Source organism: Enterobacter hormaechei subsp. hoffmannii (genome assembly GCF_001729745.1).
GTDB classification, from domain to species: domain Bacteria; phylum Pseudomonadota; class Gammaproteobacteria; order Enterobacterales; family Enterobacteriaceae; genus Enterobacter; species Enterobacter intestinihominis.
The window spans coordinates 2,631,040-2,650,926 of record NZ_CP017186.1 but is presented as its reverse complement, the minus strand read 5'-3'; the positions used below and the strand labels follow the sequence as shown (position 1 = coordinate 2,650,926).

General features: G+C 53.4%; 19 protein-coding genes and 1 pseudogene. 11 read left to right on the top strand and 9 right to left on the bottom strand.

All coding sequences use genetic code 11. The annotated features are described in order from the left end of the window. Nucleotides 1–29: 29 nt before the first annotated feature. The 4 genes from BFV65_RS12455 to yebS form a co-directional block, all read right to left on the bottom strand. Entirely contained in the window at nucleotides 30–269 is a 240-nt protein-coding gene (locus BFV65_RS12455) for a YebV family protein (protein WP_006811010.1), read from the bottom strand. Between the two features lie 104 nt (nucleotides 270–373). Then, nucleotides 374–1,837 carry a 16S rRNA (cytosine(1407)-C(5))-methyltransferase RsmF gene (rsmF, locus tag BFV65_RS12450; protein WP_069596707.1) on the bottom strand — a complete coding sequence of 488 codons (1,464 nt, stop codon included), beginning with the start codon at nucleotides 1,835–1,837 and terminating at the stop codon, nucleotides 374–376. A 56-nt stretch (nucleotides 1,838–1,893) separates the two neighbouring features. After that, nucleotides 1,894–4,527 carry a PqiB family protein gene (locus BFV65_RS12445; RefSeq protein ID WP_069596706.1) on the bottom strand — a complete coding sequence of 878 codons (2,634 nt, stop codon included), beginning with the start codon at nucleotides 4,525–4,527 and terminating at the stop codon, nucleotides 1,894–1,896. After that, nucleotides 4,496–5,779: a membrane integrity lipid transport subunit YebS gene (gene yebS / locus BFV65_RS12440; RefSeq protein ID WP_022648459.1), complete on the bottom strand. Its 1,284-nt coding sequence runs from the start codon at nucleotides 5,777–5,779 to the stop codon at nucleotides 4,496–4,498. Before yebS ends, BFV65_RS12445 begins: the two co-directional genes overlap by 32 nt. A gap of 132 nt (nucleotides 5,780–5,911) precedes the next feature. Between yebS and BFV65_RS12435 the strand changes: the two genes are divergently transcribed. The 4 genes from BFV65_RS12435 (at nucleotide 5,912) to htpX (ending at nucleotide 10,335) form a co-directional block, all read left to right on the top strand. Beyond that, on the top strand, nucleotides 5,912–6,409 hold the full coding sequence (locus BFV65_RS12435) for a GAF domain-containing protein (protein WP_006811006.1): 498 nt from the start codon (nucleotides 5,912–5,914) through the stop codon (nucleotides 6,407–6,409). A 96-nt stretch (nucleotides 6,410–6,505) separates the two neighbouring features. After that, on the top strand, nucleotides 6,506–7,192 hold the full coding sequence (gene proQ, locus BFV65_RS12430; protein WP_003859895.1) for an RNA chaperone ProQ: 687 nt from the start codon (nucleotides 6,506–6,508) through the stop codon (nucleotides 7,190–7,192). Nucleotides 7,193–7,211: 19 nt separating this feature from the next. Further along, nucleotides 7,212–9,260: a carboxy terminal-processing peptidase gene (prc, locus tag BFV65_RS12425; RefSeq protein ID WP_003859896.1), complete on the top strand. Its 2,049-nt coding sequence runs from the start codon at nucleotides 7,212–7,214 to the stop codon at nucleotides 9,258–9,260. 193 nt (nucleotides 9,261–9,453) lie between these two features. Then, nucleotides 9,454–10,335 carry a protease HtpX gene (htpX, locus tag BFV65_RS12420; protein WP_003859899.1) on the top strand — a complete coding sequence of 294 codons (882 nt, stop codon included), beginning with the start codon at nucleotides 9,454–9,456 and terminating at the stop codon, nucleotides 10,333–10,335. A gap of 51 nt (nucleotides 10,336–10,386) precedes the next feature. Here htpX and BFV65_RS12415 read toward each other — a convergent pair whose 3' ends face one another. Further along, a complete protein-coding gene (locus BFV65_RS12415; protein WP_022648456.1) occupies nucleotides 10,387–11,760 on the bottom strand; it encodes an MFS transporter in 1,374 nt (457 codons plus the stop codon). Between the two features lie 178 nt (nucleotides 11,761–11,938). Here BFV65_RS12415 and kdgR point away from each other — a divergent pair, with 178 nt between their 5' ends. Further along, nucleotides 11,939–12,730, top strand: a complete 792-nt coding sequence (gene kdgR, locus BFV65_RS12410; RefSeq protein WP_022648455.1) for a DNA-binding transcriptional regulator KdgR — start codon at nucleotides 11,939–11,941, stop codon at nucleotides 12,728–12,730. Nucleotides 12,731–12,793: 63 nt separating this feature from the next. Here the strand turns inward: kdgR and BFV65_RS12405 are convergent, their stop codons facing one another. Beyond that, nucleotides 12,794–13,033, bottom strand: coding sequence for a YobH family protein (locus tag BFV65_RS12405; protein ID WP_022648454.1), 240 nt, complete (start codon nucleotides 13,031–13,033; stop codon nucleotides 12,794–12,796). Between the two features lie 160 nt (nucleotides 13,034–13,193). On the opposite strand from BFV65_RS12405, the gene mgrB reads away from it, so the two are divergent. From mgrB to rlmA, 6 genes and pseudogenes are all read left to right on the top strand, one after another. Continuing rightward, entirely contained in the window at nucleotides 13,194–13,337 is a 144-nt protein-coding gene (gene mgrB / locus BFV65_RS12400; RefSeq protein ID WP_003859906.1) for a PhoP/PhoQ regulatory lipoprotein MgrB, read from the top strand. Between the two features lie 74 nt (nucleotides 13,338–13,411). Beyond that, entirely contained in the window at nucleotides 13,412–13,699 is a 288-nt protein-coding gene (locus tag BFV65_RS12395) for a YebO family protein (protein ID WP_069596705.1), read from the top strand. Between the two features lie 669 nt (nucleotides 13,700–14,368). Beyond that, nucleotides 14,369–14,513, top strand: a pseudogene (locus BFV65_RS12390) (DUF2627 domain-containing protein). Between the two features lie 12 nt (nucleotides 14,514–14,525). Further along, the gene (gene cspE, locus BFV65_RS12385) at nucleotides 14,526–14,735 is read left to right on the top strand and encodes a transcription antiterminator/RNA stability regulator CspE (RefSeq protein WP_001062678.1); all 210 of its coding nucleotides are present in this window, start codon (nucleotides 14,526–14,528) and stop codon (nucleotides 14,733–14,735) included. A gap of 216 nt (nucleotides 14,736–14,951) precedes the next feature. Next, nucleotides 14,952–16,697, top strand: a complete 1,746-nt coding sequence (ftsI, locus tag BFV65_RS12380) for a peptidoglycan glycosyltransferase FtsI (RefSeq protein ID WP_023300357.1) — start codon at nucleotides 14,952–14,954, stop codon at nucleotides 16,695–16,697. A gap of 39 nt (nucleotides 16,698–16,736) precedes the next feature. Then, nucleotides 16,737–17,552 carry a 23S rRNA (guanine(745)-N(1))-methyltransferase gene (rlmA, locus tag BFV65_RS12375; protein ID WP_022648451.1) on the top strand — a complete coding sequence of 272 codons (816 nt, stop codon included), beginning with the start codon at nucleotides 16,737–16,739 and terminating at the stop codon, nucleotides 17,550–17,552. On the opposite strand, the gene mntP is transcribed toward rlmA, so the two are convergent. The 3 genes from mntP to BFV65_RS12360 form a co-directional block, all read right to left on the bottom strand. Further along, nucleotides 17,549–18,115: a manganese efflux pump MntP gene (gene mntP / locus BFV65_RS12370; protein ID WP_032622454.1), complete on the bottom strand. Its 567-nt coding sequence runs from the start codon at nucleotides 18,113–18,115 to the stop codon at nucleotides 17,549–17,551. The two genes, rlmA and mntP, sit on opposite strands and share 4 nt — an antisense overlap. Nucleotides 18,116–18,515: 400 nt before the next feature. Beyond that, on the bottom strand, nucleotides 18,516–18,974 hold the full coding sequence (locus BFV65_RS12365; protein ID WP_022648449.1) for a DUF986 family protein: 459 nt from the start codon (nucleotides 18,972–18,974) through the stop codon (nucleotides 18,516–18,518). Between the two features lie 54 nt (nucleotides 18,975–19,028). Next, nucleotides 19,029–19,880, bottom strand: a complete 852-nt coding sequence (locus BFV65_RS12360) for a PTS mannose transporter subunit IID (RefSeq protein WP_006810994.1) — start codon at nucleotides 19,878–19,880, stop codon at nucleotides 19,029–19,031. Nucleotides 19,881–19,887 lie beyond the last annotated feature (7 nt).

The window sequence follows — 19,887 nt, the reverse complement described above, 5'->3', positions numbered from 1 at the left end:
AACCCGCCTTCGGGCGGGTTCTCTTTGGGTTATGCAAGACGCAAGACCCAGGCATCGGTTTTACTGTCGTAATGTTCACGGTACAGAACGGAATGTTCCCCATCAAGGATCGCCGGGACGCTGGTATCTGCATCCCAGGCGTCCAGTTGCATGCACAAATCCGGATCGGATTTGCAGGGAATACTTAACGTTCGTTCGCCTTGTGCTTCGCCGCGCAATTCAGCGTCGTCGATTTCAAAAGCGCCAATGCGTACGCTGGTTTTCGTCATAATGCTCTCCGGTTTGTTGCCCAAAATCTGGTATGACCAGTGCAGTCATCCATTTTTGATCCTAGACAAGGAGAGAGAAATCGCCAGTAAAAAAATGCGTTTTTTCAGTCAGTGCGGCTGTTACCGGTAAACAGGCGACCATCGCGTACCAGTTCACGCGGGTAGCTGTTTTTCAGCCGCGAGCCGACTTTTTTCGCCAGCCCGAGCGGATAGCCCTGATACGTCACGATGACTTCATCCTGTGACGGGCCGTCTTCCGGGTAAACGTCACGACCGCGATACCACTCTTCCGCTTCATGATGCGTCAGGGCGAAGGTGTTCTCATTGCCGGCCAGCGCAATGACCGCTTCGTGCTGCCAGCGATATCCTTTGTTGTGGATCTCCGCCAGGCGAATACCGAGGCGGGAGAAACGCACCTTACCAATCAGCGGTTCGATGTTGACCGGGAACAGCCACAGCTCTTTGTCACGCATCCAGAGGCGCAGGCTCTCATCCCAGTGCAGTCCCACTTTGCTGGCAGCCGCTTGCGCCTGTGCCGCCTCACGGCCTTTGACCGGCGTGAACGGGAAGTTGCCGACCTTAAACTTAGGGACAGGCAGCGGATCGACGGCGCGGGTTTTACGCAGTCGTGCGACAAAGAACCCCTCGCAATCGTAAATCTGCGGGAAGACGTGCAGGAAGCCTTCAGGGGTGGCCGCGTGACTGGCCGAATCGAAGAGGGTGTCCAGCGGCAGAAACTCGACGGCATCCGCATAGCGTTGCCTGAGCCACAGGCAGACGTCCTCGTTTTCATCGCGATTCAGCGTGCAGGTGGAGTAAACCAGCGTTCCACCGGGGCGCAGGGCATGAAACGCACTGTCGATCAGTCCACGCTGCGTGGCGGCGATCTCCAGGTTGCTTTCAACGGACCAGTTTTTTAACGCATCAGGATCTTTACGCACTACGCCTTCGCCGGAGCAGGGCGCGTCGAGCAGGATGGCATCAAAAGCTTCCGGCAAGGCAGCGCCAAACACGCGACCGTCGAAGTGTGTTAACGCGACGTTGTGGATCCCGCAGCGGCTGATATTGGCGTGCAGGACTTTGACGCGGCTGGCGGAAAATTCGTTGGCGAGGATCGCGCCGCGGTTGTTCATCCGGGCGGCAATTTGCGTGGTTTTAGAGCCCGGCGCCGCCGCGACATCCATCACCCGCTCAGGCTGGTTTCCGTCGGCAAACAGCGCGGCAACCGGCAGCATGGAGCTGGCTTCCTGAATATAAAACAGCCCGCTCAGGTGCTCGGCGGTGCTGCCGAGCGGCAGGCTCTCCTCGTCATCCCGCTCGATCCAGAACCCTTCCTCACACCACGGCACCGGCGTCAGCTGCCAGCCGTAGGAGGAGACGAGATCCAGAAACGCTCCGACGCTGATTTTCAGCGTATTGACGCGAATACTTCGACGCAAAGGCCGCTGGCAGGCGGCGACGAAATCGTCGAAAGAGAGATGAGCAGGAAGCGCCTCGCGCATCTGTGCGAGGAATTGTTCAGGAAGAAATACGGAGTTTTGAGCCACGGGCACACCACAGGGAAACATTCAGGCGCGCAGTGTAACATAAAGGCTCCGGCGCGTTGACACCGGAGCCTGCGAGATTAACGCGGCAGCGCCGTTCCCCATTCGCGCCACTCTTTCGGTTCACTTTCCAGCAGCAGGAAGTGTTTTCCTGCCTGCGCCTTAGGCGCCAGAGGCGTGCCAGGCGGCGTCGCGAAGGCAATGCCGCCGCGAATGAACTGGTTAAAGGTCCCCGTTTTGACCACGCCACCGGTCAGGCCGAAGTCCAGCGAGTAGCCTGAAGCGAGCCAGAACACTGAGTTGTTGCGAACCAGATGCTGATAACGCTGGCTGATGCGCAGGCCAACCATCACGCGATCGGACAGATTACCCAGCGTCAGGCTTGTTACTGTCCCCACTTCAATACCGCGGAACAGGACCGGCGTACCGATGCCCAGCGAACCGGCTTCCGGTACTTCAACCACAATGCTCAGACCGTCTAGATAACGGGAATCGGTGATGGTCGCCTCCTGCAACTCAAACTCACGACGCGCGTTGCCCCGACCCGGTTCAACGTTAATGTACGGCTGAAGTATGGTGTCGAGATGCTCAACCCCTGCGGCAGAAATTTGCGGCGTAACCACCGAGAAGCGCGAGCCTGCCCGGGCGAACGTCTGTACATATTCCGGATAAAGCACGGCGGTAGCCTGAACTTCATTGCGCGCGGTGATCAGCGTCAGCTTCTGAACCTGCCCGATATCAATTCCGAGATAGCGGATAGGCATGCCTTCTGCCAGTTTACCGGCATCAAAGGTGTGCAGGGTAATCTGTCCCCCGACGGCGCGCGCCGCGGTTTCAGACGGGAAGAGGATCCGCTTGTCACCTTTACGCATGTTGCCGCCCGCGCCGCTCAGGTTATCGAAGCTGATCGCACCGCGCAGGGCACGGGAGAGGGGAGACGCCTGTACGGTCAGCCCGTTGCCATTGAGCTGCACTTTCGCGCCGCCTTCAGCCCAGAACACGCTGTTTGGCGTGAGCAGCTTGCGATACTCCGGCTTGATATGCAGTTCGATATCAAACGCGTCCGCACGAGGACGAACGGTGATCACTTCTCCGACCTCAAACTTACGATAAAGCACGACGGAGCCTGCCTGGACATCCGGCAGCGTTTCAGCGCTTAAGGTCAGCGTGGTGGTCGGCAGGTCGCCGAGGCTGTTTTCAATGGCTTTGTCCAGATTGGCGAACAGTGGATAGCTCTCACGCAGCGCGCCTTTGCTGCCCGGCAGAATGCGGATCCCGCCGTTAACCCACTCGCTGGCGCTGGCGCCGAGGAACTCAACGCCGTCCAGACCCACCTTCACGTCGACCCGGCTGTTCACCACAAATTTACTGTCGCCGTGCACAAGGTTGCCGTACTGCGGATCGATGGCGGCGGAGAAGGAGACCCCTTTTTCCGTCAGCTTTCGTTCCAGAACCTGACCCACCTGCACACCGTGCAGGATTAGCGGTTGACCGGCTTCGATACCATAGCTTTCCGGCGCATTCAGCTTAACCGTCAACACGCCCGGTTTTTGCAGCAGAGCTTTATCCGCCGGCGCGATGACAAAGTTTTTATTCGGCGCACCTTCACCGGGGATCAGCTCAAAGGTGCTTCCCGTCAGCAGGGAACTGATGCTAGCGTCGCTGAGGGAGAGCTTCGGATTACGCAGCTCGATGCGTGTTTTTTCCCGCAGGAGGTCCACAACGCTCGGATCCACCGTCATTTCGCCGGTAACGGAGCCGCCCGCGTTGAGGGTTAATTTTGTCAGTTGCCCGACCTCTAAACCCTGGTACATCAGCGGGGTCGAACCGGCTTTCAGGCCTTTGGCATCCGGCAGGGTCAACTTGACGATGACACCGCGCTGGCTGTGTGCCAGGTCGGCGTACAGACCAAAGGTATCCTCTGCGGCGGCAGGGCTGGAGTCAACAGGTGAGTCGAAGGCGATAGCGCCATTCACCAGCGCCGCCAGGCTCTCAAGCTTCACTTTCGCACCGCTTAAGCTCAGGTCAGCATCGACGCCGGAGACGTTCCAGAAGCGGCTGCCTTTTTTTACCAGGTTGGTAAAACGGCGATCGATCAGTACATCAATGGTCACGCCATCTTTGTTCGGGTTAATGGCGTAGTCGTAAACGCGGCCAACCGGAATTTTGCGGAAATAGACCAGAGAACCACTGTTCAGCGAGCCCAAATCCGGCGCGCGGAGGTGGATCATCAGATCGCCGTTATTAAGCCGATATTTCGGCTGGGTATCCAGCGCAACAAAGTGATCCTGTGGCTCACCTTTGCCAGGCATCATGCCGATATAGTTACCGCCCACAAGCGCATCCAGCCCGGAAACGCCAGCCAGGGAGGCTTTAGGCGTGACCAGCCAGAACTGCGTTTCGGCGCGCAGGGCATCCTGCATGTCAGACTTAATGCTCGCCCGGACCTGGATTTTGTTCAGCCCTTTGCCGAGGGAAATATCCTGCACGGTACCCACTTCCACCCCCTGGAAGCGAACGGGGGTACGTCCGGCGACAATGCCGTCCGCAGACTGGAAATCAATCGTGATGGTACTTCCGCGATCTTCATAGCTCGTCCAGATAAGCCAGCCTGCGATCATCAGCGCGATGACAGGCAGCAACCAGAATGGCGAAATGCGGCGTTTTGTTTTAATTCTCGCTTCAGTCGGCGAAGCGGGCGTTTCCTGACTCATGTGCGTCCCAAAGTAAGCGGCTGTCCAGCCATTCCACTGCAAGAATAGTCAATATCACCGCAGAGCCGAAATAAAAAGCTGCGGGTCCCATGGTAAAAGCAAGTAACTGATCGCGATTGATGAGCGACATCATCAGCGAAATCACGAACAGATCCAACATCGACCAGCGACCAATCCAGGTCACGAATCGCAGAAGCAGGATGCGGGTGCGTAGTCCTTGTTCGCATTTAAAGTGAATGCTGATAAGTAGCGTAAACATCACCACCACTTTGGTAAAGGGCACCAGAATACTGGCGATGAACACAATGGCGGCAACCCCCACGTTACTGTGCGCCAGAGAGATAATCCCCGAAAGGATAGTATCTTCCTGTCGGGCGCCGTTCACATAAATTACGGAGATCGGCAGCATATTGGCCGGGAATAAAAATATCAGTGAGGCGATAAGCGCCGCCCAGCATTTTTGCAGGCTGTTGTTGCGCCGCAATCTTAACGGAATGTGGCAGCGAGGACACCTCCCGCGTTTATCCGGAAAACCGGTGTAATGGCACCCCAGGCAGACGCGCAGGTTTTCATCAGGCCGGGTCGCGGGACGCTGAGGGTAAAATCGCTCCCAAAGCTGTTCAACATTCAGATGAATCAGGGTCAAAATACTCAGCAGGACCAGTGAAATAAACGCAAAAAGGCCAATGCCGGGTTGTAAAAACGCATAATCCTGCACCTTAATGGAGGCCACGCCGACGCCCACCAGATAGATGTCCAGCATCACCCACTCCTTGAGCTTTTCCAGCATGAGCAGGACAGGGCGCAGGTTCATCCCCAGAATGTTGCCAAACCACAGGTAGGCAATTGCCGCGACCAGCACCAGCGGTGCGCCGACGACGCAGAACAGCACCATAGCGCCGGTGAGCGGATCGCCCTCGCGCGTCATCTGCCAGATCCCCTGCAATACGTTAGCGTCAATACGCACGCCAAGCAGGTAGAGCTTTAACAGCGGCTCGGTCCAGGCGAACGGCATCAGCAGCAGCATGGTAACCGCCATTGCCGCCAGACGCGTCAATGACCAGTCCCGGCCATCGCGAATTTTGGCATCGCAGCAAGGGCAAAAAGCACTTTGGTGCGATTTCATCTTCGGCAACATAAAAAGCGTATCGCACTGGGGACAACGCTGATAATGTGCACGAGGCAGAGCCTGGCTTACCGTACGGACAACGATCTTTCTTGTCGGCGTAATTTGGGGTGTTTTTAGGGCCATCAGTCGCACACAGATAAGTATTGTTGAAAGTTATAATAACTCATGAACGGATTCATCTTGAGCATGAGCGCATTTAATGCTTATTTTAATAGGCTATGCGGTAATTATGTAAGATAACTAAGTGATTGAATAATGAACAAAACAGAATTCTACGCGGATCTGAATCGCGATTTTAAGGCATTAATGGCAGGGGAAACCAGTTTCTTAGCCACTCTGGCAAATACCAGTGCGTTACTGTTCGAACGCCTTTCTGACGTGAACTGGGCGGGCTTTTATCTGCTGGAAGGCGACACGCTGGTGCTGGGGCCTTTCCAGGGGAAACTCGCCTGCGTACGCATCCCGGTAGGTCGCGGCGTGTGCGGTACCGCAGTGGCGACCCGTCAGGTTCAGCGTGTCGAAGATGTACATGCGTTTGACGGCCACATTGCCTGCGATGCCAGCAGCAATTCTGAAATCGTACTGCCGCTGGTGGTTAAAAATCAGATTATTGGCGTTCTGGATATCGACAGCACGGTCTTCAGCCGCTTTACTGCCGAGGATGAGCAGGGGCTGCGCGCGTTGGCCGCAAACCTGGAAAATGTTCTGGCAGAGACCGATTATCATAAATTCTTTGCGAGCGTCGCAGGATAATCAACGGATAACGTAGCATTTACTGATAGCGTCATTATAATGTCGCCTGTTCATGCCTGCGCTTGTTGGCAACGTCCGTTGTAATCAGGAAATTTCATGGAAAATCAACCTAAGTTGAATAGCAGTAAAGAAGTTATCGCATTTCTGGCCGAGCGTTTCCCGCAGTGCTTCAGCGCTGAAGGGGAAGCGCGTCCTCTGAAAGTCGGTATCTTTCAGGATCTGGTCGCGCGCGTTGAGGGGGAGATGAACCTCAGCAAAACGCAGCTTCGTTCTGCCTTGCGCCTTTATACCTCGAGCTGGCGTTACCTGTACGGTATCAAGCCGGGTGCGACCCGTGTCGACCTTGACGGCAACCCGTGTGGTGAGCTGGACGAGCAGCACGTAGAACATGCGCGTAAGCAGCTTGAAGAAGCCAAAGCTCGCGTTCAGGCACAGCGTGCTGAACAGCAGGCCAAAAAACGCGAAGCCGCAGCGGCAAACGGTCAGGAAGACGCCCCTCGTCGCGAGCGTAAACCGCGTCCGGCACCGCGTCGTACTGAAAATAACGATCGCAAACCGCGTGCTGACAAACCAGCAGCTAAAGCCCCACGTGCGCCGCGCGAAGAGCCGCGCCACACCCCAGTTTCGGACATCAACGCCCTGAGCGTAGGTCAGTCTCTGAAGGTTAAAGCGGGTAACAATGCGATGGATGCCACCGTACTGGAAATCACCAAAGATGGCGTTCGTGTACAGCTGACTTCTGGTATGTCAATGATTGTACGCGCAGAACACTTGTTGTTCTGAAACGGAGGCCGAGCCTGGCATGAACACTTTTTTTAAGCTCACCGCGCTGGCTGGCCTGTTTGCTATAACAGGCCACGCTTTCGCTGTGGACGATATTACGCGTGTTGATCAAATTCCGGTTCTTAAGGAAGAAACTCAGCACGCGACGGTGAGTGAGCGCGTGACGTCGCGCTTTACTCGTTCGCACTATCGTCAGTTCGATCTCGATCAGGCCTTTTCGGCCAAAATCTTTGACCGTTATCTGAACTTGCTGGATTACAGCCATAACGTACTGCTGGCCAGCGATGTCGAACAGTTCGCTAAACGCAAATCCGAAGTGGGTGATGAGCTGCGCTCCGGAAAGCTGGATCTTTTCTACGATCTGTACAACTTATCGCAAAAGCGCCGTTTTGAGCGTTATCAATACGCGCTGAAAGTGCTGGAACGTCCGATGGACTTCACCGGCAACGACACCTTTAATCTGGACCGCAGCAAAGCGCCATGGCCGAAAGATGAGGCTGAACTGAATGCGCTGTGGGACGGAAAAGTCAAATATGACGAACTGAGCCTCAAGCTCACAGGCAAAGACGAGAAAGAGATCCGTGAGACGTTAAACCGTCGCTACAAATTCGCAATTCGTCGTCTGGCGCAGACCAACAGTGAAGATGTTTTCTCGCTGGCGATGACCGCGTTTGCGCACGAAATTGATCCGCACACTAATTATCTCTCTCCACGTAACACCGAACAGTTCAATACCGAAATGAGCCTGTCTCTGGAAGGTATCGGTGCTGTGCTTCAGATGGATGATGACTACACCGTTATCAACTCCATGGTGGCCGGTGGCCCTGCGTCGAAAAGCAAAGCGATCAGCGTAGGCGACCGTATTGTCGGTGTAGGTCAAACTGGAAAGAGCATGGTGGACGTGATTGGCTGGCGACTTGATGACGTAGTTGCGTTGATCAAAGGGCCGAAGGGCAGCAAAGTTCGCCTGGAGATCCTGCCTGCCGGAAAGGGGACCAAAACCCGTATCGTTACTCTGACCCGTGAGCGTATCCGTCTGGAAGATCGCGCGGTGAAAATGTCGGTGAAAACCGTGGGTAAAGAGAAGGTTGGCGTTCTGGATATCCCTGGCTTCTACGTTGGCCTGACCGATGATGTAAAAGTGCAGCTCCAGAAGCTTGAAAAGCAGAATGTCAGCAGTGTGATCATCGACCTGCGCAGCAACGGCGGCGGGGCATTGACCGAGGCCGTCTCGCTCTCAGGGCTGTTTATCCCGTCTGGCCCGGTGGTTCAGGTGCGCGATAACAACGGTAAAGTGCGTGAAGATGCCGATACCGATGGCGTGGTCTACTATAAGGGTCCGCTGGTGGTGCTGGTCGATCGCTTCAGCGCCTCTGCATCGGAAATCTTCGCTGCTGCCATGCAGGATTACGGCCGGGCGTTAATCGTCGGCGAACCGACGTTTGGCAAGGGCACCGTTCAGCAGTACCGCTCTCTGAACCGTATTTACGACCAGATGCTGCGTCCTGAATGGCCGGCGCTGGGCTCAGTACAGTACACCATTCAGAAGTTTTACCGTGTTAACGGCGGCAGTACGCAGCGCAAAGGCGTGACGCCGGACATCATGATGCCGACAGGTACCGAAGAGACGGAAACGGGCGAGAAGTTTGAAGATAACGCGCTGCCGTGGGATAGCATTGATGCCGCGACATTCGTGAAATCGGGTGATATGAAACAGTTCGGTCCGGAACTGCTGAAAAATCACAACGACCGCATCGGGAAGGATCCGGAATTCCAGTACATCATGAAGGACATCGCGCGTTTCAACGCTCTGAAAGCGAAACGGAACATTGTCTCTCTGAACTACGCCCAGCGTGAGAAAGAGAATAATGAAGATGACGCGACACGTCTGGCGCGTATCAACGATCGCTTCAAACGTGAAGGCAAGCCTCTGCTCAAAAAACTGGACGATCTGCCTAAGGATTACCAGGAGCCCGATCCGTATCTGGACGAGACGGTGCATATCGCGCTTGATCTCGCGAAGCTGGAAAAAGAGAAACCTGCCGTACAACCTGCTCCGACAAAATAATCCCCCAACAGGCACAAGAAATTGTGCCTGTTTCTTTTTGTTCCTCATCCTTCCGTCAGGCAGATTTCCAATTGTGTAAAGTTGTGTCTTTCTGGTGACTTACGCCGTCTGGATGCTTGAAAATAGCCGCAATACCCATACGATGTGGGTAATCGCATAGTGCGTTTTGTTAAACTGAGGTTAAAAGAATATTATGATGCGAATCGCGCTCTTCCTGCTCACCAACCTGGCGGTGATGGTGGTATTCGGGCTGGTGCTAAGCCTGACGGGAATTCAGTCGAGCAGCGTTCAGGGTCTGTTGATTATGGCGCTGCTGTTTGGTTTCGGCGGCTCTTTCATTTCACTGCTGATGTCGAAGTGGATGGCACTGAAATCCGTGGGCGGTGAAGTTATTGAGCAGCCGCGTAACGATATGGAACAGTGGTTGATGAGCACGGTTGCTCAGCAGTCAAAGCAGGCGGGCATAGCCATGCCGCAGGTGGCGATCTACCACGCGCCGGATATCAACGCGTTTGCTACCGGTGCGCGTCGTGACGCGTCCCTGGTGGCCGTCAGTACCGGTCTGCTGCAAAACATGAGCCGTGACGAAGCGGAAGCGGTTATTGCTCACGAGATCAGCCATATCGCTAACGGCGATATGGTCACCATGACCTTGATCCAGGGCGTGGTGAACACCTTCGTTATCTTTATTTCCCGTATTCTGGCGCAGATTGCTGCCGGATTTATGGGTGGCAACCGTGATGAGGGTGAAGAGAGCAACGGTAACCCGCTGATCTATTTTGCTGTTTCAATGGTGCTGGAGCTGGTGTTCGGTATCCTGGCAAGCATCATTACCATGTGGTTCTCCCGTCATCGTGAGTTCCACGCGGATGCCGGTTCTGCGAAACTGGTGGGTCGTGAGAAGATGATTGCTGCGCTGCAACGTCTGAAAACCAGCTACGAGCCGCAGGAAGCAAACAGCATGATGGCCTTCTGCATCAATGGTAAATCAAAGTCGCTGAGCGAGCTGTTTATGTCACACCCGCCGCTGGATAAACGTATTGAAGCGCTGCGAAGCGGCGAATACCTGAAGTAATACCCGCCGGATGAAAAAAACCGGGCAGGAGACAATCTCCGCCCGGTTTTTTTATGCCTGCGCCTTTGGCTGGGTCACACGAAGGCCGCTAATGATAGCCGCGAGGGTCGCCAGTGTCCCTGCGGTAATCAGCGCAACGTGTGTCGCATTTTGCCCGGCAAGGTTAAACATCAACGCCACCATTGCGGCCCCGGTGCTTTGCCCTAACAGTCTTGCCGTACCCAGCATCCCGCTGGCACCACCGCTGCGATGACGTGGGGCAGAGGTGATAATTGTGTGGTTGTTAGGTGACTGGAACAAACCAAAACCTGCCCCGCACAGGATCATGCGCCAGATAATATCCAGATCCCCCGGCGAGGAGGGCAGGAGCGACAGCGCAAACAGTCCTGCTGCCATGACGATCAGCCCGATAGCCCCCAGCAGTCCGGCATGAACGCGCTCAATAAGGTACCCGGCCAGCGGGGCCATCACCATGGTTGCCAAAGGCCAGGGTGTGAGCAACAAGCCTGTTTCCACTTCCGAACGGCCAAGCACGCTCTGCAAAAAGAATGGCAGCGCAACCAGCGCCAGCATCTGGGCGCAGAACGAGCAAATGGAGGTACAAATTGATAGCGAAAACAGCGGAATACGCAGCAAATCGACCGGCAGTAACGGCACGGGCAGCGCCAGCTGGCGTCGTACAAAGAAAAAGCCGATGATAAGCAGGGCAACGATTTCTGCGGCAATGAGCGACAAAGACTGTCCCTGCGCAAATCCGCTCAGTGCAGTAATCAGCAGGCCAAAGGTCAGCGCGTTCATCACAGCGCTGGGCAGGTCAAAACGTGGCATGGTGTTTTTCGGACCATTTTCCGGAAGATAGCGCAGGGCGAAGAAGATCGCCACAATGCCCAGCGGCACGTTAATGGCAAACAGCCACTGCCACGAGGCAACGGACAGAATGGCGGCGGCAATCGTCGGCCCGGCGGCGGACGACACGGCCACAATAAAGGAGTTAATGCCCATGCCGCGCCCCAGATGGCGATGAGGATAGATTAGCCGTATCAGGGCCGTGTTCACGCTCATTAGCGCCGCACCGCCAAAACCCTGTGCGATACGCGCAAGCGTAAGGGTGTGCAGTGAATCGGAAAGGGCACAGAAGAGCGAGGTGAGAGTAAAGACCACCAGCCCGCACTGATAAACCCGGCGATAACCAAACATATCGCCCAGGAAAGAGAGTGACAAAAGGGAAATCACAATCGCTATCTGGTACGCGTTCACAATCCAGATGGAGCTTGCCGGAGAAGCATTAAGGTCTTTGGCAATGGTAGGAAGAGCCACATTGGCAATCGCACCGTCAAGGACAGCCATCGAAATGCCGATGACAATAGTGGCAATTGCCCCGTACCGCTGTGGTAAGGGCAGGCCATCAGAAACGTTTTTTTGCATGGGAAAAGAATGACTCAGTGTGAAATTATTTTCAGAGTAACTATTTTAGCATCGTTATTTCGGTTTTATGTCGCAGATTTGTAACGAAGTAAACCCAGATAGATTGCAGCGCGCATCACACGAATTTATAATAAAAACCGGTTCTGATTTTTATAAAACACTCTCCATGAGGTGATAAATGGCAATCGCAGATTTGGATAAGCAGCCAGATTCTGTTTCTTCCGTGCTGAAGGTGTTTGGCATCTTGCAGGCGCTCGGAGAAGAGCGTGAAATTGGTATTACAGAGTTGTCGCAGCGTGTGATGATGTCGAAAAGCACCGTTTATCGCTTTTTGCAGACGATGAAATCATTGGGTTATGTCGCGCAGGAAGGAGAATCAGAAAAATATTCTCTGACCCTGAAACTGTTTGAATTGGGTGCCCGCGCCTTGCAGAACGTGGATCTGATCCGCAGCGCTGACATTCAGATGCGTGAACTTTCGCGGTTGACGAAAGAGACCATTCACCTCGGCGCACTGGATGAAGACAGCATCGTTTACATCCACAAAATTGACTCCATGTACAACCTGCGCATGTATTCACGCATCGGTCGTCGTAACCCGCTGTACAGTACCGCAATTGGTAAAGTCCTGCTGGCCTGGCGCGATCGTGAAGAGGTTAAGCAAATCCTTGACGGTGTGGAATACAAACGCAGCACCGATCGCACGATTACCAGTACGGATGAACTACTGAGCGTGCTGGATAAAGTGCGTGAGCAGGGTTATGGGGAAGATAACGAAGAGCAGGAAGAAGGGTTGCGCTGCATCGGTGTGCCGGTGTTTGACCGCTTCGGCGTTGTCATTGCGGGACTGAGCATCTCTTTCCCAACGCTGCGTTTCTCCGAAGAGCGACTTCATGAGTATGTGGCAATTCTGCATACCGCAGCGCGCAAAATTTCAGAGCAGATGGGCTATAACGAATACCCGTTCTGATCAATGCCTCCAATAAAAACGCCGCACTCTTGCGGCGTTTTTGTAAGCGAAATTTAGCTCTGATTAGCCGTTATCCACCACAACAGATGATTTACGCAGCACAGGACAGTTGGTTAACCCGATGATCCCGCTGTCGGAATGGATGTACTGAGCCGTGCTTACCCCCTGGGCGGTGAGATATTTACACTGAATACCCAAACCCGCGGCATTCTCTTTGCTTCCCATTAATACGCCATACCCACTTAACAGCAGGCCGATCCACACAAGTGCCAGTACAATTATCGTACGAACGAGTAAACGCATCGATGCCTCTTTTTTCTTTGTTGTCATGGAGTAAGCGTAACGGGTTTACGCAGTGAAACAAGTGCACGATTCCGAAAAGCGTCTGTTGAAGGTACAGTTAGCCCCTGTTTAAGATAGCCGTGATAACCTGGCTACATCAGGTCATAAGACGGAGTGTGGAGTGAAAAAAATACGCTGGGTAATTCTGATTATAGTGCTGATAGCATGCGTGGTGCTGTGGACGCAGACTATCAATGTGATGTGCGATCAGGATGTACAGTTCTTTAGCGGCATTTGTTCAATCAATAAGTTTATCCCCTGGTAGTGGCTATTTTTGCACTGAGCGATGTCCTTACGTGGCTGCAGTGGTAAAATGACTGTTTTTACTGAGGTGGTGAAATGGGTGAGTTTATGAATTCGGGGCTGCTGAGCATTGCATCCCTGGTAATGTCTTTAGTGGTGCTGGTCGTTGGACTGGTGCTGTGGTTCTTCGTTAATCGCGCCAGCTCCCGCACAAACGAGCAGATTGAGCTGCTGGAAGCATTGCTCGATCAGCAGAAACGGCAGACTGCGTTGCTGCGTCGTCTGTGCGAAGCCAACGAGCCGGAGGAGAAAGCGGTGCCGAAGGAAGCTGATGTTCAAAAACAAGACGAGGAAGAGTTCATTCGCCTGGTGGCCGAACGATAGTCTGCCCGGAACGGGGAGGTGGCCTGACGTGCGGCGTAAATCTCCTCCCTTATCAAATGTGACCCATAACATCCCAACATATAATTAAGCAGCAGTTAACTACTGTTTCAGTATACTGAAAACTGGCGAATATTTATCCTTATACAAGTCATACCGTTTCGTTGAATAAATTGTGAGCTTTAACTTTCCTGAAGTGTTTTATTTTTATCGAAACGTTTTGCTTGCCTTGTTTTGAGGCAGAGTCATAAAAATTTCATTATTTTGGTGCAGAATAACGCTTATTAAATGGTGGATTTTAATACAGTTAGCAAAATGTATTTAACATCGTTTATTCACTGTCACACTCTGGTGCATTGCGATGTTTTCAGCATAACTTTTCACAAAATGTTCTAACTCAGTCATTCCTTTAAAGAAATTCAGGGATTGGGATGGACGCTTTGAAATGATTGAGCTATGTTTAAAAAGTCTTTGATTACAGGGCGCGCCAGCGCACCCTGTGGGCGGTGAGGTCAGGTGGCGCTTCATTTGACAATTCGCATAACTGTGCAGATTGTTATGGAGTAACGCCTGAATTTGTGCGGCGGATCGAGACACGTTTAAAAATGGCTTGCCATATTAAACGTTGTGTGTGATAACACGTTTTGGGTCAAACGAGGTACAGTTCTGTTTATGTGTGGCATTTTCAGTAAAGAAGTCCTGAGTAAACACGTTGTCGTTGAATACCGCTTCTCTGCCGAACCTTATATTAGTGCCTCAAGCAGTAATGTCTCAGTTTTATCTATGTTAAAGCCTGCGGGCTAAGAAAACACTCTAAGGAATTTTGCAAATGGCAAAGATTAAAGGTCAAGTTAAGTGGTTCAACGAGTCTAAAGGTTTTGGTTTCATTACTCCTGCTGACGGCAGCAAAGACGTGTTCGTACACTTCTCTGCAATCCAGGGTAACGGCTTCAAAACTCTGGCTGAAGGCCAGAACGTTGAGTTCGAAATTCAGGACGGCCAGAAAGGCCCAGCTGCGGTTAACGTAACTGCTATCTGATCGAATCACTGCTGACTGAAGCGCTTAGCGCTTCGATCTCAGACATAAGCCTCGCCGATGCGGGGCTTTTTTATTCACTTATTTTTCAAAATGTTACGTATTCCTCCTCTGTTATTATCTTGTTGCAAACCCGCGAGATTATTAGCATTGTTTTCCCGCCTTATTATCCCTTTTTCCCGTTAAATCAGGGCGTTGATTAACAGCCCTGGGGTTAAAGTGAAAAAAAAGACAATAACGGCCAACGGAAACTTTACACCGGCACGTTTTGCACTTCTGTGTCTCGCCATCTTTTGTAGCCTTGCTTTTCTGTTAGGCCGCGTGGCATGGCTACAAATTATCAAACCGGATAATCTGGTGAAGCAGGAGGATATGCGTTCTCTGCGCGAAGTGGCGATAGACGCCCCGCGTGGGATGATTGTTGACCGTGAAGGGCGTCCCCTTGCGGTAAGCGTACCTGTCCAGGCCGTCTGGGCCGATCCCAAAACTGTGCTTGATAAAGGGGGGATCGGCTTTGATTCGCGCTGGCAGGCCCTGGCAAATGCTTTACACCTTTCTCTGAGCACGCTCGCATCGCGAATAAACAGCAATCCGCACGGGCGATTCATTTATCTAGCTCGTCAGGTTGATCCCTCCCAGGCAAAGTGGATTGATAAGCTGCGTCTTCCCGGTATCAACCTACGCGATGAGTCCCGTCGCTTTTATCCTGCCGGACACGTGGCGGCAAACCTGATTGGCTTCACTAATATTGATGGTCAGGGTATTGAGGGCGTCGAGAAAAGCTTTAACACGCAGCTCACCGGGAAGGCAGGCGTGCGGCTGGTCAGGAAAGATCGCTACGGGCATGTGGTTGAGAACCTCACGGAGGTGGCGCCCGTACCGGCACATAATATCCAGCTTAGTATCGATGAACGCCTGCAAACTATCACCGAAGACGCGCTGGATAATGCCGTGGCGTGGAATAAAGCCGAGTCAGGAGCGTCGGTGCTGATTAATATCCAGACGGGCGAAATTCTGGCGATGGCGAGCTTCCCTGACTTCAACCCCAACAATCGGGAAGGGGCAACACTGGATGACTTTCGTAATCGCGCGATCAGCGACACCTTTGAACCGGGTTCGACCGTTAAGCCTCTGGTGCTGATGACGGCGCTACAGCAGGGGCTGGTGCAGCCTGACAGCGTGATAGACACGCATCCCTACACCATTGATGGTCATCGTATTCGCGATGTGGGTTACTACCCCGAGCTGACCATGACCGGGATCCTGCAAAAATCCAGCGACACGGGCGTATCCCGTCTTTCTCTCGCGATGCCCGTGCAACGGTTACTTGATACCTATAAAAACTTTGGTTTTGGCGAGAGTACCGGGCTTGGCTTAACGGGAGAAAGCTCAGGTTTACTGCCGCAGCGAAAATTCTGGAGTCAGTTAGACAGGGCGACCTTTGCCTTTGGGTATGGCCTGATGGTTACCCCCCTTCAACTGGCGCATGTGTATGCCACCATCGGTAGCTATGGCATTGAACGGCCTCTGTCCATCACCCGTATCGATCCCCCCGTGATTGGCAAACGGGTGATGCCCGGGGAGATTGTTCACGAGGTGGAACACATGATGGAGAGCGTCGCGTTACCCGGCGGTGGCGGGATCAAAGCGGCGGTGCGTAACTATCGTGTGGCGATTAAAACCGGGACGGCCAAAAAAATCGATGAACACGGTAAGTATGTGGATAAATACGTCGCCTACACAGCAGGCGTTGCGCCCGCCAGCGATCCCCGTTTTGCACTGGTGGTGGTGATCAACGATCCGAAAAACGGAGCCTACTACGGCGGGGCCGTTTCCGCGCCCGTGTTCAGCGAAATTATGGGTAACGTCTTGCGCCTGGAAAACGTGAAGCCAGACGGACTGCCGGCAGATTCTGACCATCTGATCGTGATGCGTCACCCAGCCGTTTATAACCCTGGCGAATAGCGGTACACTTCGCCTTTTGGTTTTCGCCCTGGAGCTGTCATGTCTTTCAGTTGTCCCCTTTGCCACGCGCCGCTGACGCGCGCGGAGAAAACGTTTATCTGTCCACTGGGACATCAGTTTGACCGGGCTAAAGAGGGCTATGTCAATCTTCTGCCGGTACAGCACAAGCGCTCCCGGGATCCGGGTGACAGCGCGGAGATGATGCAGGCGCGCCGGGCGTTTCTTGATGCCGGGCACTATCAACCGCTCAGGGATGCCGTTGTCGACTTACTCCGTCAATATCTGACAGAAGGCGCATCCGCTATGCTGGATATCGGCTGCGGTGAGGGCTACTACACCGCCACGTTTGCTGACGTCGCGGCTGGGAAGGGCGCCGAAACTTACGGGCTGGACGTGTCGAAAGTGGCTATCCGTGCAGCAGCAAAACGCTACTCAGCGGTAACGTTCTGCGTGGCCTCCAGCCACCGCCTGCCGTTTGAGGAAGCGAGTATGGACGCCGTGGTGCGTATCTATGCCCCGTGCAAGGCAGAGGAGCTGGCGCGCGTCGTTAAGCCCGGCGGGTGGGTTATCACCGTTACGCCGGGACCGCGTCATCTGCTGGAGCTAAAAGGGCTGATCTATGATGAAGTTCACCTGCATGCGCCGCACTCTGAACAGCTGGCGGGCTTCGCGTTAAAGCAGACGCAGTCAGTGGCGTATGAGATGACGTTGCAGGGAAGTGAAGCGGTGGCGTTACTGCAAATGACGCCGTTTGCGTGGCGGGCAAAACCAGAGGTGTGGGAAACGCTGGCAGCACAGACAGAATTTCGCTGCCAGACGGATTTCAGCATCCATTGCTGGCAGCGCGAAGATTAACCCGCGAAGTGTGCCCAGAGTATTTGGGCACCAATCCCGATCAACACGATACCGCCCAGAATTTCGGCGCGTTTGCCTAACAGCGGGCCAATGAACCGCCCCACCATCATCCCCAGTGTTGACATAATCAGCGTGGCGCAGCCAATCGCCAGCGCGGTGGCGATAATATTGACCTGCAAAAACGCCAGACCGACACCGACGGCCATTGCGTCCAGGCTGGTTGCGATAGCGGTTGTCACCAGAAGCCAGAAGCCGTGGCGTTGCAGCGGCGCATCATCTTCATCGCTGTTGCCACGAAAACCTTCAATTACCATGCGTCCGCCGAGGAACACCAGCAGCACGAAGGCAATCCAGTGGTTCCACTCCAGCACAAACTGGCTGGCGAGCATCCCCAGACCCCAGCCAATAAGCGGCGTCAGCGTTTCGATTGCGCCAAAGATGAGACCGGTGCGCAGGGCTTCGGAAAATTTAGGTTTATGGAGGGTGGCACCTTTACCGATAGAGGCGGCAAATGCGTCCATGGACATGCCAAAAGCCAGAAGGATCGTAGCGGAGATATTCATAAGTGCGTCCAGACCGGGGATATCCATATGACACATCACTGCCCCCAGTAAACAGCAGTTGATGTATCTATGGTCTCGCCTGATCGCTTTTGGCACAGTAAGTGTGCTGAAAACGATCCGTACGCGCCACGTTTTGCAACGAGTATGTTGACACGTACATTTCCCGCAGGCAGGAAATCGGCTACTCCCCAACGACGGGCGCAACCTTAACATATTTTGAGAATATAAAACAACAACGAAGATGGCTTTATATAGCCACTATATTGATAACGATTTTCATTTAGGTTTATGCGTAAATGTATCGTTAATAAATATAAGTTAATTCGCAGGGGAGATATAGCATCGGCTATATTGCTGGTTTGAGAATAATACAATACATAGCCGATGCTATAAAATTAATTCATTGAGTTTTAAGGAGTAATTTGTAGATTTTTTCCAGGTCGTCAATATTTTTGACCCGAATGAGCAGGCGGCGTTGTTCTAATTGCATCACCAGAACTCCGTCTTCGGATAAATTCATCTCTTTAATGCGGTTATATTCTATCCAGACATTGGCGAAGAAGAATCCGTGTTTTTTAAAAATGAGTTTTGGCGAGCGGATCCAGAACAGGTAAATCGCCATTAATGCCAGCGCACATAATAACCATGTGGTTAATATTGCGCCGTGGCTGGTCACATTATTGTAAATCAGGATGACTACCAGACCGGCGAAGATAAACGCATCAATGCGCCCACGGCGTAAGAGGGGAAGGGTCAGCAGCGTCTCGCCGTGGCGGCGAGGCATAATGAACTCGTCATAGATCGCGTAAGCCAGAAGGGCAACAATAAATAAAACCAGTACGGTGTCCGTGACAGTCATTCATCCTCCAGATAAAAAGACCGGGGGCAAGCCCCCGGTCGGTAACGCATTTTATTACAGACCCAGCAGGCCGACGGCGTAGCCCGCGATACCGATGACGAAGAAGCCAACGATGATCCAAAGCGGGTTCACTTTCTTACGCAGCAGCCACATACAGGCGAAGGTTAACAGCAGCGGTACCAGGCCAGGCATCAGCTGGTCCAGAATGGTCTGCACGGTGGTGACGCGCGTCTGACCATCCTGACCGGTGATCGTCGATACCACCAGCGGGATGTTCACGTGCGTCCACTTGTTAACCAAAGCCCCCATTACAAACAGGCCGAGGATTGACGCCCCCTCAGTCAGTTTTTGCAGGAAGCCGCCGCCCATATCCTTTACGATATCCACCCCTTTACGGTAACCATACGCCACGCCGTAGTAGCGGGTCAGCAGACGCACCGCGTTGAACAGGATAAAGAACAGCAGGGGACCAAGCAGACTGCCGCTCATGGCGATCCCGGCGCCCAGTGCCGCAAAGACCGGACGCACGGTACCCCAGAAGATCGGGTCGCCCACGCCTGCCAGCGGCCCCATCAGACCGACTTTAATACCGTTGATAGCACCATCGTCGATCTCAGCCCCGTTTGCACGCTGCTCTTCCATCGCCAGCGTTACGCCCAGAACAGGCGCCGCTACGTAAGGGTGAGTGTTGAAGAATTCCAGGTGACGCTTAATTGCCTGACGGCGTGCTTCGTTGTTTTCTGGATACAGGCGTTTGATTGCCGGCACCATGGAGAAGCAGAAGCCGAGCGCCTGCATACGTTCGAAGTTCCATGAACCCTGAAACAGGTTAGAACGGATGAACACGCCACGAATATCACCCGGAGTGAGTTTTTTCTCAGTGGTAGTTTTTGTCATATCAACCATTTCGCTC

Bases quoted from the DNA above. Each gene is read 5' to 3' on its own strand.
- BFV65_RS12360 (WP_006810994.1), bottom strand. From the start codon at position 19,880: ATGGTTGATATGACAAAAACTACCACTGAGAAAAAACTCACTCCGGGT.
- yebS (WP_022648459.1), bottom strand. From the start codon at position 5,779: ATGGCCCTAAAAACACCCCAAATTACGCCGACAAGAAAGATCGTTGTC.
- BFV65_RS12435 (WP_006811006.1), top strand. From the start codon at position 5,912: ATGAACAAAACAGAATTCTACGCGGATCTGAATCGCGATTTTAAGGCA.
- cspE (WP_001062678.1), top strand. From the start codon at position 14,526: ATGGCAAAGATTAAAGGTCAAGTTAAGTGGTTCAACGAGTCTAAAGGT.
- BFV65_RS12445 (WP_069596706.1), bottom strand. From the start codon at position 4,527: ATGAGTCAGGAAACGCCCGCTTCGCCGACTGAAGCGAGAATTAAAACA.
- htpX (WP_003859899.1), top strand. From the start codon at position 9,454: ATGATGCGAATCGCGCTCTTCCTGCTCACCAACCTGGCGGTGATGGTG.
- proQ (WP_003859895.1), top strand. From the start codon at position 6,506: ATGGAAAATCAACCTAAGTTGAATAGCAGTAAAGAAGTTATCGCATTT.
- BFV65_RS12455 (WP_006811010.1), bottom strand. From the start codon at position 269: ATGACGAAAACCAGCGTACGCATTGGCGCTTTTGAAATCGACGACGCT.
- BFV65_RS12405 (WP_022648454.1), bottom strand. From the start codon at position 13,033: ATGCGTTTACTCGTTCGTACGATAATTGTACTGGCACTTGTGTGGATC.
- prc (WP_003859896.1), top strand. From the start codon at position 7,212: ATGAACACTTTTTTTAAGCTCACCGCGCTGGCTGGCCTGTTTGCTATA.
- rlmA (WP_022648451.1), top strand. From the start codon at position 16,737: ATGTCTTTCAGTTGTCCCCTTTGCCACGCGCCGCTGACGCGCGCGGAG.
- BFV65_RS12365 (WP_022648449.1), bottom strand. From the start codon at position 18,974: ATGACTGTCACGGACACCGTACTGGTTTTATTTATTGTTGCCCTTCTG.
- kdgR (WP_022648455.1), top strand. From the start codon at position 11,939: ATGGCAATCGCAGATTTGGATAAGCAGCCAGATTCTGTTTCTTCCGTG.
- BFV65_RS12395 (WP_069596705.1), top strand. From the start codon at position 13,412: ATGGGTGAGTTTATGAATTCGGGGCTGCTGAGCATTGCATCCCTGGTA.
- mntP (WP_032622454.1), bottom strand. From the start codon at position 18,115: ATGAATATCTCCGCTACGATCCTTCTGGCTTTTGGCATGTCCATGGAC.
- BFV65_RS12415 (WP_022648456.1), bottom strand. From the start codon at position 11,760: ATGCAAAAAAACGTTTCTGATGGCCTGCCCTTACCACAGCGGTACGGG.
- rsmF (WP_069596707.1), bottom strand. From the start codon at position 1,837: ATGTTTCCCTGTGGTGTGCCCGTGGCTCAAAACTCCGTATTTCTTCCT.